This is a genomic window from Pseudomonas sp. PS01270 (genome assembly GCF_029959775.1).
Taxonomy (GTDB): domain Bacteria; phylum Pseudomonadota; class Gammaproteobacteria; order Pseudomonadales; family Pseudomonadaceae; genus Aquipseudomonas; species Aquipseudomonas atacamensis.
Map to the genome: position 1 here is coordinate 1 of NZ_JASCPT010000121.1, position 16072 is coordinate 16072.

The window sequence follows — 16072 nt, forward strand, 5'->3', positions numbered from 1 at the left end:
CGTTCGATCAGACTATCCGAACCACCTTCAGCAACACGGCGTGCGATCAGACGATCCGAGCCACCTTCAGCAACACGGCGTTCAATCAGACGATCCGAACCACCTTCGGCAACACGGCGTTCGAGCAGACGATCCGAGCCACCTTCGGCAACACGGCGTTCGATCAGACGATCCGAACCACCTTCAGCAACACGGCGTTCGATCAGACGATCCGAGCCACCTTCAGCAACACGGCGTTCGATCAGACGATCCGAACCGCCTTCAGCAACACGGCGTTCGATCAGACGATCCGAACCACCTTCAGCAACGCGGCGTTCGATCAGACGATCGGAACCACCTTCGGCCAGACGGCTTTCGATCAGCTTGTCCGAGCCGCCTTCAGCGATCATGGTGTGCGCCGGGGTGGCGGCAAATGCGTTAACTGCGAAAACCGAGAAAGCGATGCTGAGAAGAGTCTGGCGTTTCATGATGGTGTGCTCCGGGTGTTGTTGGTTGGTATGGAGCTGATGTTACGCCCGGAATTTTTTATGAGAACTTCATTGCCGTGATGGTGAACATCGACGTCGATGATGGTTGCGGACAACCGCGTAGCAGAGCCTCAGAGCACCTTCACCGCACGCCCGATCGCCTGAATCGGCCCGGTCGGTTTGCCGATCGGTGAGCCGTTGGCGCCTTCCAGCGTCAGCTCAAACAGCTGGTTCGGCTGCAACGGCGGCAGTTTGTCCAGCGGCACCGACAACGCCTGCCCCGGCTTGACCAAGCCCAATGACACCGGCCCCGACCAGCCGTCAGCCTTGGTCCAGAACTCCAGCGCCTTGTCCGCCGGCACCTCGACCACTCCTAACGGGATCAACTGGATCTCCCGCGCATTGCTCGCCTGAATCACCCAGCCCGGCGCTTTGTCCTGCGGCGCCACCAGCACCACCAGATAACTCGGTTTCGGCGCAGTCTGCGTCAGCAGCATCGTGCCGAGGATCAATGTCGCCGCCAGCCCGGCCGCGCTCAAGCCGCGCCACAGCGGCAGCAGATTCCACCACGAGGTCAGCGGCTTCTTCACCGTAAGCCGTTCGAGACTGCGCTCGATGCGTGGCCACAGCTGCGCCGAGGGTTGCTGAGGTTCGGCCAGATCGGTCAGCTCCAGCAGACGTCGCTCCCATGCGTCGACTGCCGCGCGCAACTCAGGATCGTTCGGCAGGCGCCGTTGCACCTCGATGCGCTGCTCGAACGACAAGGTGCCGAGCACGTATTCGCCGGCCAGTTCATCCCGTTCCTGCGCTGATTCGCCGGTCATCCCATGCACTCCCGCAAAGCATTGAGGCTGCGCTTGATCCACGCTTTGACCGTGCCCAGCGGCGTGCCGAGGCGCGCGGAAATCTGCGCGTGGCTGTAACCGTCGACGTAGGCATGGAGGATGCAGCTGCGCCGCTGCGGTTCCAGTTGTTCGAGGCAGCGATGAATGCGCGCCGAGTGAACATCGACCGCCTCATCAGACGCCGCTGTCTCATGTTCTTCGCTGAACGGCGTTTCCCGACTTTGCTTGCGCAACTGATTCAAGGCCAGGTGCCGGGTCACGCTGAACATCCAGCCCCGCGCCGAGCCGCGCGCCGGGTCGAACCCGGCCGCGCCGTGCCAGATCTTGATGAATGCCTCATGCACAATGTCCTCCGCCAGCGCCGTATCGCGCACCAGCCGCTTGGCCACACCGAGCAGGCGCGGGCCTTCCTGCACATACAAATCGCGCAAAGCCGCGCGCTCGCCCCGGGCACAGGCGGCGAGGCGGGCTTCGTAATCGAAAACGGATTCGGGTAAAGGCATGGGGTGCAATCTAGCTCACATTTCCCAAACATCCAGAGGCATGGTTCCCTGTGGGAGCGAGCTTGCTCGCGAATGCGGTGGGTCAGAAAGTCATAAGGCGATTGACACTCCGTCTTCGCGAGCAGGCTCGCTCCCACAGGATTGTGCACTGCTTCCGAATATCAGTTCGCCGCCCAGAAAATATAATCCGCCTGGTACTTCACCACTTCCTGCTTGCCCTTGTTCGCCATGGTGCACTCACTGCCCGGCGCGACGCCGCCCTTGAGCGCGACACGCTGGATATAGCTGACCCCGCTCATCGCGCCTTTGCCCTCAGCCGGATTGGCCTTGACCAGTTGATAGGGCAGGTTGCCCGGGCTCGACGGTGCCACGGCCAATTGTGTGCCGGTCACTTTCGAACCGTCCTTGGCTTGCCACGTCGCTGGCGGGCCGAAATAGGTGCCGACCTGTTTGCCGCTGCGATCATTGAGCACCGCTTTCGGGCCGACAAAGGTCCATTCGGTCTGCCCGGCCATATTGGGTTTGTCGCGGCATTCGTAGGTGATCTCGCCAACCCCGGTGGTCTCCAGGGCAATCTTGTGCCCGTCCGGCACCTTGATCGCGTCGGGATAACTGCTCTGGGCGAAGGTGGTCGCGGTGAAAGCGAGCAAACCGGTGAAGCCAATCAGCTGGGTGATGTTCATCCGATGATTCTCCGAAAAGGGTAGGGCGCTGACAGCACCAGAGTGGGCTGTTACAAGGACTACCCGTGGCGGAGGCGATTGGATGCAGTGCCGGAAAAATAAATTTCAAACACCACCGATCAAACCTGTGGGAGCGAGCCTGCTCCGGGCGGCGTTCCGACGAAAGCGTCGGGTCAGTCAGCACTTATGTGACTGACGCACCGCATTCGCGAGCAGGCTCGCTCCCACAAGGCTCTCTGTAAGGCTTGAGGCCCGAGGCTTTCAGTAATTCTTGGGTATACGGATGTTTCGGCGCAGCGAAAATCTCCCGCGACGAGCCTTGTTCCACGACCTTGCCGTCCTTGATCACCATCAAGTCATGCGCCAGCGCATGCACCACTGCCAGATCATGGCTGATGAACAGGTACGTCAGCCCATGCCTGATCTGCAACTGGCGCAACAATTCCACCACTTGCTTCTGCACCGTGCGATCCAGCGCCGACGTCGGTTCATCGAGCAGTATCAGCGCCGGTTCCAGCACCAGTGCGCGGGCGATGGAGATGCGCTGGCGCTGGCCGCCGGAAAACTCGTGAGGGTAACGATGGCGACTCTGCGGATCGAGGCCGACTTCCTCGAGCACGCGAATCACCGCTGCCTCGCGCTCGGCCTCGCTGCCGATGCCGTGGGTCAGCAAGCCTTCGGCGATGATCTGCTGCACCGACATGCGCGGGCTGAGGCTGCCGAACGGGTCCTGAAACACCACCTGAATCTGCCGGCGCAACGGGCGCATCAGACGCTGATTGAGCAGGCTCAACTGCTTGTTGCCAAAACGGATATTGCCCTCTGATTCGACCAGTCGCAGGATCGCCTGACCCAGCGTCGACTTGCCCGAACCCGACTCGCCGACGATGCCCAACGTCTTGCCGCGTTGCAGGGTGAAACTGACCCCGTCCACCGCTTTGATGTAATCCTGCTGGCGGCTGAAGAGTTTTTTCGGCAGGGGAAACCACACCTTCAAATCATCGACTTCCAGCAGGTTGTGCTCGTACTCACTGGGCACTGGCGCGCCGCTCGGTTCAGCCTCGATCAATAAGCGGCTGTAAGGATGTTGCGGCGCCTGGAACAGCGTCTCGCAATCGGCCTGTTCAACGATCTCGCCTTGACGCATTACGCACACACGCTGAGCGATCCGGCGCACCAGATTGAGGTCATGGCTGATCAGCAACAGCGACATGCCGAGGCGCTGCTGCAACTCGATCAGCAGCTCAAGAATCTTCTGCTGTACGGTTACGTCCAGCGCCGTGGTCGGCTCATCGGCAATCAACAGTTCCGGCTCGTTGGCCAGCGCCATGGCGATCATCACCCGTTGCCGCTGCCCGCCAGAGAGTTGATGCGGATAGGCTTTGAGTCGCTGCAACGGCTGGCGAATACCGACCAGCTCCAGCAACTCCAGGGTCCGCGCGCGAGCGGCGCGGCCCTTGAGGCCCTTGTGGATTTCCAGCACTTCGCTGATCTGTTTTTCCACCGTGTGCAACGGGTTCAGCGAGGTCATTGGCTCCTGGAAAATCATCGCAATGCGATTGCCGCGCAGACCACGCATCTGCTGTTCGCTGGCGTGCAGCAAATCCACGCCGTTGTAGCGAATCGCGCCGCTGCTGGTGACGCTCTGGCCCGGCAGCAGACGCAGAATCGAATGCGCCGTCACCGACTTGCCCGAGCCGGACTCGCCGACCAGCGCCAGACACTCGCCACGGCGTATATCGAGGTTCACACCGTGCACCACTTCTTGCCCTGCGAAGGCGACGCGCAGGTCGCGGATCTCGATTAAATGGTCTTGCATGTCAGCTCCTCGGATCAAAGGCATCTCGGCACGCTTCACCGATGAAAACCAATAAAGACAGGATCAACGCCAAGGCAAAAAACGCCGTCAGCCCCAGCCACGGTGCCTGCAGATTGCGTTTGGCCTGGCCAATCAACTCGCCCAGCGACGCGGTGCCGGCGGGCATGCCGAAGCCAAGAAAATCCAGCGCAGTCAGCGTCGCAATCGCACCAGTCAGAATGAATGGCAGATAGGTGAGGGTGGAGGTCATGGCGTTGGGCAGAATGTGCCGGCGCATCAGTTCGCTGTCGGTCAGGCCCAGCGCGCGCGCGGCTTTCACGTATTCGAGATTGCGTCCACGGAGGAACTCGGCGCGCACCACGTCGACCAGCGCCAACCAGGAAAACAGCGCCATGATCCCCAGCAGCCACCAGAAACTCGGCGAGACGAAGCCGGACAGGATGATCAGCAGGTACAGCACCGGCAGCCCCGACCAGATTTCCAGGACGCGCTGCCCGAGCAAGTCGACCCAGCCGCCGTAGTAACCCTGCAAGGCCCCGGCGAGAATGCCGATCAACGCGCTGATCGCGGTGAGGATCAGCGCAAACAGAATCGAAATCCGTGTGCCGAAAATCACCCGCGCCAAAACATCGCGAGCCTGATCATCGGTGCCCAGCCAATTGCTTGATGACGGCGGGCTGGGCGCCGGTTCGGTGAGGTCGTAGTTGACCGTGTCGTAGCTGAACGGGATCGGCGGAAACAGCATCCAGCCGCCCTGATCCTCGACCAGCTTGTGTACGTAGTTGCTGGCGTAATCCGGCTGAAACGGTAGCTCGCCGCCGAAATCGGTTTCCAGGTAATCGCTGAGGATCGGAAAGTAAAAGGCGTCGTGGTAGCGGATCACCAGCGGCTTGTCATTGGCGATCAACTCGCCACCGAGGCAGATCAGGCACAGGCCGATAAACAGCCACAGTGACCAGCGCCCACGGCGGTTGGCCTTGAATTGCGCGACGCGGCGCTGGCCCAGAGGCGACAGTGTGAACATCAGGCAGTCCTCGCCGAGAAATCGATGCGCGGGTCGAGCAGGGTGTAGCAGAGGTCGCCAATCAGCTTGATCAGCAGGCCGAACAGGGTGAACAGAAACAGCGCGCCAAACACCACCGGATAGTCGCGCGACACTGCCGCTTCGTAGCTCATGCGCCCGAGGCCGTCGAGATTGAAAATGGTTTCAATCAGCAGGGAGCCAGCGAAAAACACTTCGATCAGCGCCGACGGCACGCCGGCGACCACCAGCAGCATGGCGTTGCGAAACACGTGGCCGTAAAGCACGCGCCGCTCGGTCAGGCCCTTGGCTCGTGCGGTGATCACGTACTGCCGGCTGATCTCGTTGAGAAAGCTGTTCTTGGTCAGGATCGTCAGCGTGGCAAAGCCGCCGATCACCAGCGCCGTGACTGGCAGTACGAGGTGCCAGAGGTAGTCGCCGACCTTGCCCAATGTGCTGAGGCTGTCGAAGTTGTCCGACACCAGCCCCTGCACCGGAAACCAGTTGACGTAGCTGCCCCCGGCGAACACCACGATCAACAGAATGGCGAAGAGAAACGCCGGCATCGCGTAGCCAACGATGATCGCCGTGCTGCTCCAGACATCGAAGGCGCTGCCGTTCCTGATTGCCTTGCGAATGCCCAGCGGGATTGAAATCAGGTAGGTGATCAGCGTCGCCCACAAGCCCAGCGACAACGACACCGGCAGCTTCTGCACGATCAGGTCGGTGACCTTGGCGCCGCGAAAGAAGCTGTTGCCCAGATCCAGTTGTGCGTAGTTTTTCAGCAGCAGCCACAGGCGTTGGTGCAGCGGTTTGTCGAAGCCGTAATGGTGTTTGATTTCCTCGATCAGCGCCGGGTCCAGCCCACGGCTGCTGCGCCCGGCACCGCCGACCGCCGCGACTTCGCCGCCACCGCCCATGCTGTGCCCGCCAAAGCCTTGCAGGCGAGCGATGGCTTGTTCCACCGGGCCACCGGGTGCGGCCTGCACGATAAGAAAATTCACCACCAGAATGCACAACAGCGTGGGGATGATCAGCAGCAATCGGCGACTCAGATAACGCAGCATGTCACTGGCCTCCCGCAAGCTGAGCGCTCATTTGCTGAGTCGTCAGCGGCCTGGCCGAGACTTCCCACCAGGTGTTGAGACCTTCGTCATACGAAGGTTGCACGGCGGGTATGCCGAAGCGGTTCTGATACACCGTCGGCGTGCCTTTGGAGTAGTAGTTGGGAATCATGTAGTAACCCCATTGCAGCACCCGGTCGAGGGCGCGGGCGTAATGCACCATGGCTTCGCGGCTGTTGGCCTGGACCAGCCCGTCGAGCAGTTGATCGACCGCCGGATCGGCCAGCACCATCGCGTTCGAGCTGCCGACTTGCGTGGCACTTTGCGAGCCGTACAGGCTGTACAATTCGCGGCCTGGTGACACGATCGGATCGCCACTGCGCGGGAAAGCGCAGACGATCATGTCGTAATCGCGGGCGTTGAGACGGTTGATGTATTGCGCTGAATCGATGCGGCGCAGATTGAGCGTGATGCCGATCTGCGCGAGGGTGCGTTTGAACGGCAGCAGCATGCGATCGAAGCCGCCCTGGCCATCGAGAAAGGTGAATTCCAGCGGCTCGCCGGCGGCGTTGACCAGACGATTGTTTTTCGCCGTCCAACCGGCTTCGGCGAGCAGCTTCAGCGCTTGCAATTGCTTGTCGCGGATGTAGCCGCTGCCATCGGTTTTCGGCGCTTCATACACCGTGGTGAACACCTCGTCAGGGACCTTGCCGCGCAACGGTTCGAGGATCTTCAATTCCTCGGCATCGGGCAGGGCGCTGGCGGCCATTTCACTCTTGGGCCAGAAGCTGTTCTGACGCACGTAGAAGCCGCGCATCATCTGTTTGTTGGTCCACTCGAAATCCCAGAGCAGGCTGATCGCCTGACGCACGCGGCGATCCTTGAAGAACGGGTTCTGCAGGTTGAACACGAAGCCCTGAGCGGCGGTGGGTTTGTCCGGCGCGAGGATCGACTGCTGCAAACGACCGTCGCGCAATGCCGGGCTGTCATAGCCGACCACATAACCGGACGAGGAGAACTCGCGGTTGTAGTCGAACGCGCCGGCCTGCAACAGCTGGCGGGCGACGTCGGTGTCGCCGTAGAAATTCACCGTCAGGCTGTCGAAGTTGTACATGCCGCGACTGACCGGCAGGTCCTTGCCCCACCAGTCCGGGTCACGCTGGAAACTGATGCTGCGCCCGGCGTCGACTTTGCTCACCCGGTACGGCCCGCTGCCCAGCGGTGGCTCGAAGCCGCCGCCGTTGGCGAAGTCGCGGGTTTTCCACCAGTGCTCGGGCAGCACGCGCAGCGTCGCCAGATCCAGCGCGAGGGTGCGATTGAGGTTGTTCTTGAAGGTGAAACGGACCTGCCGTGGACCTTCGACCAGCACGTCCTGCACGTCGGCATATTGCTGGCGATAACTCAGGCTGCCCTTGGTCATCAGCAGGTTGAAGGTGTAGCGCACGTCTTCGGCGGTGATCGGCGTGCCGTCGGCAAAGCGTGCCTTGGGGTTGAGGGTGAAGCGCACCCACAGACCTTCGGGATCGCGCTCGATCTGCTGCGCAACCAGAGCGTAAACCGTGTAGGGCTCATCCAGCGAACGGAACGCCAGCGGCGCGTATACCCAGTCATTGACCTGCACCACCGAAATGCCCTGATCGGCATACGGCGTGATGTAGTTGTACTGACCGATCTCCATCGACGCACGGCTGAGCGAACCGCCCTTGGGCGCGTCGGGGTTAACAAAATCGAAATGCTTGAAGCCGGCCGGATACTTCGGCGCCTCGCCGTACACCGTCAGCGCGTGACTGCCGCTGGCCAGTGCCGAAGTGCCAGTGCACAGCAGCGCACTGCCGAGCAGCAGGCCAGCCATGTTGCGCAAAAAACTCATGAAGTCACCCTTGAAATCCCTGAAGGAACCCGGACCGCCGGTGGGAGCGAGCCCTTGTGGCGAGGGGATTTATCCCCGATCGGCTGCGCAGCAGTCGCAAGATCAATGCATGCGGTACTTCTGATGCTCCGCGTCGGCAGGTCTTGGAGGCGCTTCGCGCCCCATCGGGGATAAATCCCCTCACCACAAAGGCTCGCTCCCACAGAGGGAAGCGTTTTATTTGGGGTTAGAAGTGGTAAGTCATGCGCGCAAACAATGTCCGGCCCAGCGGGTCGGTGTAGCGCGGGTCATAGCCGCTCTGGAAGTTGTAAGCCTGGTTGGAGAACGGCGGGTTGCGGTCGAACACGTTCTTCATCCCGGCATCGACGTCGAGTACCTTGTTGAAGGTGTAACCGGCCGACAGATCCCACACCGAATACGAGGCCACGCGCGAATGGGTGTCGCGGTCATAGTCGTTGTAACCGGTGGTGAAGCGATTGGTCAGCGCTGCTCGCGCCGCACCCAGGCTCCAGCTGCCGGTGAGGTTGTGCTTCCAGCGCGCGATCACGCCGTCACCCTGAAAGTCGCCGACCTTGTCGGTGAACGGGCCTTTGATGGTGCTCTGGAAGTCGTACTCGTCGACATAGGTGCCTTGCAGACCGAGGCCGAACTGACCGTACGGCGTGTTCGGGAAGCGATAGTCGAGCGACACGTCGACACCATTGGTCTCGACGATGCCGAGGTTGGCGTTGCCGGTAACGATGTAGTTAAGCGTGCCGTCGGCGTTGCGCACGAAGCGGTCCGGGTAGGATCCGGCCTGATCGAACACCGTGGATTCCGGGAACGGCTGGATCTGGTTGGAGATGTGAATCCACCAGAAATCCAGACCCACCGAGAGGTTGCTGATCGGCTGGTAGACGAAGCCCAACGTCACGTTGCGCGCCTTCTCCGGGGCCAGATCCTCGTTGCCGCCAATCTGGTTGAGGAATTGCTGACCGCAATCACGCCCGCCGTTACCGCCCGGTTGCACCACACCGCCGGTACACAGCACGGGATCGTTGTAGAAACCCTGGGTGAAGGTGATGCTGCGCGGCGAATACAGTTCATACAGCGACGGCGCGCGGAAACCTTCGCTGTAGGCACCACGCACCACCAGCTCTTTGATCGGCTGATAACGGAACGAATATTTCGGGTTGGTGGTGCTGCCGAAGTCGCTGTATTTGTCGTGGCGCACAGCGGCGGACAATTCAAGGCTGTCGAGCACCGGCACGTTGAGTTCGGCATAGGCGGCCTTGACGCTGCGGTCGCCCTCGACGCTACCGGCCGGGTCGATGCCGAGGCTCTGGATGTCGCCGGCGAACGACTCGAAGTCCTGATGGAATTTCTCCTTGCGGTACTCGCCGCCCAGCGCCAGACCGGACGGACCTGCGCCGAACCAGTCGCCGATTTCACGGCTGACGCGGCCATCGAAACCGGCGACGCGGCCCACGGCTGTGGAGTAGGCGCCGTGGTACGCGGCGGCGTCGATGTACTGCTGGCCGGCAGCGGTCTGCGGGCCGAACGGGTTGAGCAGACCGCTGGCCAGGCCGTCAATCATCGCCTGATCGCTGACATAGCCACTGGTGACGCTGGAGACGATTTTGTTCTGGTTGTACGAGGCGCCGACGTTGTAATCCCAGCCGCCAACCAGACCATCGAAGCTCAGCAGAAAGCGCTGGCTGGTGTTCTGGTCTTTCGATTCACGCGGGCCGGCAGCGGTTTCACGCCAGTTGACATCGACCGGCTGCGTCGGGTCGAGGGCGAAATCGGTCGGCGCCGGGGTGATGCCGTTGCCGGGGTAGTAGGGCGACGATGAATCCAGGCTCAGACCAGTCAGTGGCGCCGGGCCGACGGCGACGGCGTTGTTGTTGCGCGACCAGAAATATTCAAGGTTGGCATTGTGATCATCGCCGAGCTTGGCAGTGGTCTTGCCGAAGAACGAGGTCTTCTCGGTTTGCGGCACCAGGTCGATGAATTCACGGGTGCTGAAGCGGCACAAGCCGTCGCGGGCGATCAGGTTGGGGCCGTTGCAGTTGCTGTTGGCCAACGGGTTGGTGGCGTTGCCGTTCTGGCTGTAGTTGCCGGGGAACGCGGTGCCGGAGGTCTGATCGAGACCGCGACCGGGCGCGTAGTCGGTGGCGAAGGAGCGGTCGTTGGCGTCGAGGTTCTGCTGCTTGTTGTAGTTGAACACGCCGAGGACGTTGAAGCGGTCTTCTTCCAGATCGCCGTAGCCCCAACTGGCGCTCATGTCCTTGGTCGCGCCGCCACCGCTGTGGGTCGGCGTTTCGCCACCGAGGGTCAACGCGCCGTCGGTAAGGGATTTCTTGGTGATGAAGTTGATCACGCCGCCGATGGCGTCGGTGCCGTACAGGGCCGAGGCGCCGTCGCGCAGCACTTCCACGCGTTCGATGGCGGCAAACGGGATCATGTTCAGGTCCACCGCGCCGCCGGCCGAGTTGGTCCCCGACAGGGCGTTGTTGGCCAGGCGTCGACCATTGAGCAGCACCAGCGTCTTGTTCGCGCCGATGCCGCGCATGTCGGCAAACGACGCACCGCCAGTGGCCGCGCCGACGGAGCCGGCGCTGTTGTTGATCGACTGACTACCGGTGATGCGCTGGACCAGTTCGGCGGTGGTGGTCACGCCCTGTTTGCGCAGCTCCTCAGCCTTGAGAATGGTGATCGGCACCGCCGTTTCCGCATCGACCCGGCGAATCGCCGACCCGGTCACTTCGACCCGTTGCAGTTGCGTGGTCGGCGCCGCCACCACAGCGGCTGCCGGCGTGGCGCTGTTGTCGTCCTCGGCCGCTTGCACGGTCCCGGCGCCCATCCCCATGGCCACCAGATACAGCGGAACGAAACGGTGGCGAGACATCGTTGCCACCAAAGGTTTGAGCGTGAAGCGTGGAGTGTTCATCAGCATGGTTGTTTCCGATTTTCAGACGTTATCGAATTGGCCTTGTGAGCCGCTCATTGCTCCGCTTCCGGTGATACCGCGCGCGGAAAACCACTTTCTTCAAGCAAGCCGATCCCCTCCGAAGACGCGTGGCGTTTTTTCGGTCGGCCGGGTGCGACGGGATTTCTTTTTTCAGCGGTGCCGGGCGGATGCTTTCAACAGCCGCCCGGCACCGCAGTCAGTGGGTGGTCATCACCGAAATCTTGCTGATGCCGGAGCGCTCGATCGATGCCATCGCCTTGGCCACCTGGCCGTAATTGACGGCGGCATCGGCCTGCAATTGCACACGGACTTCGGCGTCTTTGGCCTTGACCTCCTTGAGACTGGCCTCGAGGGATTCCGGGGCCAGCTCGGTCTTGGCCAGATAGAACTTGCCGTCCTGATCGACGCTGACCACCACCGGGTCTTTCTTTTCGGCAGGGGCGACGGCATCGGTTTTCGGCAGGTTGACCTTGATCGCGTTGGTCATCAGCGGCGCGGTGACAATGAACACCACCAGCAGCACGAGCATCACGTCGACCAGCGGCGTGACGTTCATTTCGCTGAGCACTTCATCGCTGTCTTGAGTGGAGAAGGACATCAGCTGGCCTCCCGCACGGCGGTGGTGCTTTTGCTGGCGATGGCCTGGCGGCTGATGGAAAACGCACTGCGCGAGGCGAGGGCGTCGAAGTCGTGGGCGAAGTCGTCCATGTCCGCCGAGGCGAGTTTCAGCCGGCGCAGGAAGAAGTTGTAGATCAGCACCGCCGGCACGGCGACGGCGATGCCCACGCCGGTGGCGATCAGCGCGTGGCCGATAGGCCCGGCGACCGCCTCAAGGCTGGCCGAGCCGGTTTCGCCGATGCTTTGCAGGGCTTCCATGATTCCCCACACGGTGCCGAACAGGCCAATGAACGGCGCGGTGCTGCCGATACTGGCGAGAATCGCCTGGCCGTTTTCCAGCGAGCGACGTTCTTTCTGGATCTGCTGGCGCAGGTTGCGTTCCAGGCGATCGGAACGGTTGATGGTGTGCGCCAGTTGTTGCGTGGTGCGCGGCGACTCTTCCACCAGCAGGGCTTCGAAACCGCTGCTGGCGATGCGCGCCAGCGAGCCCGGATACTGGCTGGCGTGTTCGGCGGCGGTGAGCAGGTCCGGCGCGCTCCAGAAGGCTTTGGTGAACTGTTTGTTCTGCGCTTTCTGGCGCAGGTACTGGGCCGACTTGACCAGCAGGATCGCCCAACTGACCACGGAAAACAGCACCAGGCCCCAGAGCACACCGGGGACAATCATCGAAGACAGTGAATCGTTCATGGCTACACCTCGCTTGCGTTAATCAGTAATGAGTCGGTTGCGCCGTCATTGCGGCAATTTGAAATCGATGGTCTGGGTGGCGAAGCCGTCGATCGGCGTGTCGCCGCGCTTGGCCGGAATGAACTTCCAGTTCTTCACCGCCGCGACGGCCGCCTCATCCAGTTGCGCCTTGCCGCTAGACTTGGTCACCGTCACGCTGCCGGCACGGCCGTTGGCCAGCACCTGAATGCGCAGCACCACGCTGCCTTCCCAATTGCGTCGCAGCGCCAGCGACGGGTATTCCGGCGGCGGGTTGCCAAGGCTGGCCAGGCCGGAAATCGCCGCCGATTCCTTGACCGGAGCGGGCGCAGCAGGGGGTGCCGGTGGTGCGCTCGGTGTCGTCGGCGCCGCAGGTGCGGACGGTTGCGCCGGGGCCGGCGGCGCTTTCGGTGGCTCGACTTTCTTCACCGGTTTTGGCTTCTCGACCGGTTTCGGTTTTTCGATCGGCTTGGGCTTCTCCACAGGTTTGGGCGGCGGCTTGACCGCGTCCTCGTCCTCCACCGGCTGCTCGGGTTCCGGCGGCGGTGGAGGCGGGGGCGGCGGTGGTGGTTCCGGTGTCGGTGGGGCCGGAGGCGTCGGGCTGGTCAGCTCGACGGTCATTTCCGGGATTTCCGGCGGCGTCGGCAGTGGCTCCGGACGCGCCTGATGGAAGAACCACCACGCGCCGCCGTGTATCAGCGCCGACACGGCGATCAGCAAGAGCATCTGTGGTTTGTTCAACCCGCCGGGTCGTGACGTATTGGCTGTAAACGCCGGCCTGCCCGTTGCCGGCGGGACCGGTGCTTGCCGCAACGGCCCCGGCAGGGTTTTGTGCTTTACCGCATCGTTCATTAAAGCTCCCTCGGGTCAGATGAAGGGCAATAAGGTGCCGTCCGAACATATGGCTGATGTTCGAGTGAGTGGGTGCAACTTTCTTCAAGGTGTACGCGAGCCGATAGTTGGACTATCTGTTTAAACGGCCTCGAACAAACTTAGTGGCTTAGTAGCATCTATATCGATTGTTCATTATCCATTCCGTGGCTTGTTGTTGTGTGGAGACGTGAGCTGTCTCAGGTTTGTTACAGTTTGCAACAGGTGTGCCAGATGTTGCTGAAACCGGTTGAACGCATATCTTCGGTGTTACTGATGTCGCATTTATATAAGTTTCAAATTCGCATACGGTTTATTCGGCGCGAAGCGGTCCTCAAGTCCTCGCAGAAGGGCTTTTTCCAGAGCGAGTCAGAGGGAACGCTGTATCGCGCCAATCGGCGGGATAGAGCGGCTGCTCGGTGATCAGGCTTAGCACCTATCGGTGCGTAGCGAATCGATTTGGTGCAGGTCAGTCATTCAGCGGTTCACAGGACATGTTCCTTATTTTGATTCTGGAGTATTGGTTAACTGCATCACATTCGGGCGTGCGCTTTTGGTGCAACTTCAATGACGAAAAGACATTGTTCGACAATCTTGTTGTTGTGCCTTTTATTAATTGCCGTATTTAAAAAATAAATAACACTCGGCGCCCGGCGATTGCTCGATCGCCAGGCACGCAAAGTGTGCATTGGGTTTCAGGTAATAAAGGAGAAACGCGCCAGGCTGAATAGGCTCGGCTGAACTTGGGGCTGGATTTGCGAGTGAGTGGGGTATGTCGTACGGCGGAGCATTTGAAGATTCACGGGTGAACTCCTTATTGCCAGCTCGGACAGGCGAACTTTTGGTTTGCTGTCGCACCTTACAAGAACGCGGATAGCGTTCGATGAATGCTCTTGGTGCGGGATGGGCACCGCCAGCGCTGATTGGCGAAGGTTGATTTCGCAAGTCGGCAGTGCATGGGAAAAACGTGCCAATCAGGACACATATGCAGAATTTTCTACGTCAGGCCAGCCAGCCATCTACCCTGTGCAAAGGCCTTATCGGGGGAACGGACATGTACCAGCTCTACGGGCACAAGAATTCCGGCGCGGCTGCCATCGAGGCGGCACTGGAGTTGTGCCAGATCGCCTATCGCTTCATTGATACCGAAGCCAGCGCCGAGGCCGACGAGGCGCTGGGCAAACTCAATCCGTTGAAACAGATACCGACCCTGCAACTGCCGGACGGCAGCGCCATGACTGAAAGCGCGGCGATCCTGATTCACTTGGGCCTGACGTTTCCCAAATCCGGCCTGCTGCCGAGCAAGGCTGCCGATCGTGATCAGGCGATTCGCGGTCTCGCCTACATCGTCAGCAATTGCTATGCGGCGGTGGGCATCATCGATTACCCCGAGCGCTGGCTGAGCACGCCCGACGAGAACGCACGGCAAAACCTGATCGCCGGCACGCGCCAGCGCCTGCATTTCAGTTGGGAAGTATTCGCCGATCAGTTTTCCGGAGAGCTGTACCTAGATGACGAAACGCCCGGCGCGCTGGATGTGCTGGCGGCCGTGGTGAGCCGCTGGGCCGGCAGCCGTGAACACCTGCGCCAGACCCGCCCGGGCTTTTATGCGTGGCTGCAAAGGATCGACCGACACCCGGTGCTGGCACCGGTGTTTGAGCGGCATTGGCCGGCCTGACAGGCGAGATCGTTCCCACGCTCTGCGTGGGAATGCCTCAACGGACGCTCCGCGTTCGGCTTTAGAGGGACGCGGAGCGTCCCGGGCTGCATTCCCACGCAGAGCGTGGGAACGATCATCACTGACCTGGCGCATTCGCGAGCAGGCTCGCTCCCACAAGGGGATCACGGCGGTGGGCTCAGTCGCCGCGAATGTACTGCTCCAGCTGTTTGATCAGCTCGGCCTGTTCGGCAATCGCTTCCTTCACCAGATCGCCGATCGACAACAGGCCGATCAACTTGCCGTCCTCGACCACCGGCAAGTGGCGCAGGCGTTTGTCCGACATGATCCCCAGGCAGGTATCAACCTTTTGTTTGGTGTCCACGGTGATCACGTCCTTGACCATGATGTCGCGCACTGGCGTACCGACCGAAGAGCGCCCGTGCAGCACCAGTTTGCGTGCATAGTCACGCTCGCTGATGATGCCGACCACTTTGTCGTCTTCGACCACCAGCAAGGCGCCGACGTTTTTCTCGGCCATCTTCATCAGCGCTTCGAGCACCATGTGATCGGGTTTGATCTGGTGCACTTCCTGATTTTTCTGATCTTTGAGCTTGAGCAGTTGGGCGACGGTCTTCATGGCGGTTACTCAGGTGTTGTCGTTGTTCATCAAGCATCGTAGACGCAGCCGCGCAGAGCAAGGTGGCAAAGCGGCAGTTAGCGTGCAAAAAACGCCATTTGCCGGAAAAAACATCTTTGTATCGGTAAATGAAGCATCTGTGGCCAAGGGATTTATCTGTAACAAGGGGGGTTATCTGTGGCAGAGGATTTTCTGTGGCGATGGGATTTATCTGTAGTGATGGGATTTATCTGTGGCGAGGGGATTTATCCCCGCTGGCCTGCGCAGCAGGCCCTTTCATTAAAAGCGGGGCCGCTTCGCGGCCAGCGGGGATAAATCCCCTCGCCACAAATGCTGCGTAGAATGGCGCAGTGAATG

At 61.0% G+C, this 16072-nt stretch carries 14 protein-coding genes; 1 reads left to right on the plus strand and 13 read right to left on the minus strand.

Annotated elements, in window-relative coordinates:
• The 12 genes from QMX86_RS23305 to QMX86_RS23360 form a co-directional block, all read right to left on the minus strand.
• The coding region (locus QMX86_RS23305) for a phage infection protein (RefSeq protein ID WP_282390416.1) at positions 1–467 on the minus strand (467 nt) is incomplete at its 3' end.
• Between the two features lie 131 nt (positions 468–598).
• Positions 599–1291: an anti-sigma factor gene (locus QMX86_RS23310; RefSeq protein WP_016775384.1), complete on the minus strand. Its 693-nt coding sequence runs from the start codon at positions 1289–1291 to the stop codon at positions 599–601.
• Entirely contained in the window at positions 1288–1815 is a 528-nt protein-coding gene (locus QMX86_RS23315) for a sigma-70 family RNA polymerase sigma factor (protein ID WP_150741204.1), read from the minus strand. Before QMX86_RS23315 ends, QMX86_RS23310 begins: the two co-directional genes overlap by 4 nt.
• 161 nt (positions 1816–1976) lie before the next feature.
• Positions 1977–2498 (minus strand): DUF3455 domain-containing protein, encoded by a 522-nt coding sequence (locus QMX86_RS23320; protein ID WP_071172974.1) that lies wholly within the window; start codon positions 2496–2498, stop codon positions 1977–1979.
• 184 nt (positions 2499–2682) lie between these two features.
• Positions 2683–4317 (minus strand): ABC transporter ATP-binding protein, encoded by a 1635-nt coding sequence (locus tag QMX86_RS23325; protein ID WP_241089651.1) that lies wholly within the window; start codon positions 4315–4317, stop codon positions 2683–2685.
• Between the two features lies 1 nt (position 4318).
• Positions 4319–5341 carry an ABC transporter permease gene (locus QMX86_RS23330; RefSeq protein ID WP_122703664.1) on the minus strand — a complete coding sequence of 341 codons (1023 nt, stop codon included), beginning with the start codon at positions 5339–5341 and terminating at the stop codon, positions 4319–4321.
• A complete protein-coding gene (gene yejB, locus QMX86_RS23335) occupies positions 5341–6405 on the minus strand; it encodes a microcin C ABC transporter permease YejB (protein ID WP_217852010.1) in 1065 nt (354 codons plus the stop codon). The genes QMX86_RS23330 and yejB overlap by 1 nt, the downstream gene beginning before the upstream one ends.
• A 1-nt stretch (position 6406) precedes the next feature.
• The gene (locus tag QMX86_RS23340; protein WP_282385873.1) at positions 6407–8272 is read right to left on the minus strand and encodes an extracellular solute-binding protein; all 1866 of its coding nucleotides are present in this window, start codon (positions 8270–8272) and stop codon (positions 6407–6409) included.
• Between the two features lie 226 nt (positions 8273–8498).
• On the minus strand, positions 8499–11210 hold the full coding sequence (locus tag QMX86_RS23345; RefSeq protein ID WP_282385871.1) for a TonB-dependent receptor: 2712 nt from the start codon (positions 11208–11210) through the stop codon (positions 8499–8501).
• A 211-nt stretch (positions 11211–11421) separates the two neighbouring features.
• Positions 11422–11823: a biopolymer transporter ExbD gene (locus QMX86_RS23350; protein WP_016775377.1), complete on the minus strand. Its 402-nt coding sequence runs from the start codon at positions 11821–11823 to the stop codon at positions 11422–11424.
• A complete protein-coding gene (locus tag QMX86_RS23355; RefSeq protein WP_016775376.1) occupies positions 11823–12530 on the minus strand; it encodes a MotA/TolQ/ExbB proton channel family protein in 708 nt (235 codons plus the stop codon). Before QMX86_RS23355 ends, QMX86_RS23350 begins: the two co-directional genes overlap by 1 nt.
• A gap of 45 nt (positions 12531–12575) precedes the next feature.
• Positions 12576–13400 (minus strand): TonB family protein, encoded by an 825-nt coding sequence (locus tag QMX86_RS23360; protein ID WP_282387685.1) that lies wholly within the window; start codon positions 13398–13400, stop codon positions 12576–12578.
• Between the two features lie 1072 nt (positions 13401–14472).
• Between QMX86_RS23360 and QMX86_RS23365 the strand changes: the two genes are divergently transcribed.
• Entirely contained in the window at positions 14473–15096 is a 624-nt protein-coding gene (locus QMX86_RS23365) for a glutathione S-transferase N-terminal domain-containing protein (RefSeq protein ID WP_122703677.1), read from the plus strand.
• A 178-nt stretch (positions 15097–15274) separates the two neighbouring features.
• Here QMX86_RS23365 and QMX86_RS23370 read toward each other — a convergent pair whose 3' ends face one another.
• Positions 15275–15715 carry a CBS domain-containing protein gene (locus QMX86_RS23370; RefSeq protein WP_122750550.1) on the minus strand — a complete coding sequence of 147 codons (441 nt, stop codon included), beginning with the start codon at positions 15713–15715 and terminating at the stop codon, positions 15275–15277.
• Positions 15716–16072: the final 357 nt, after the last annotated feature.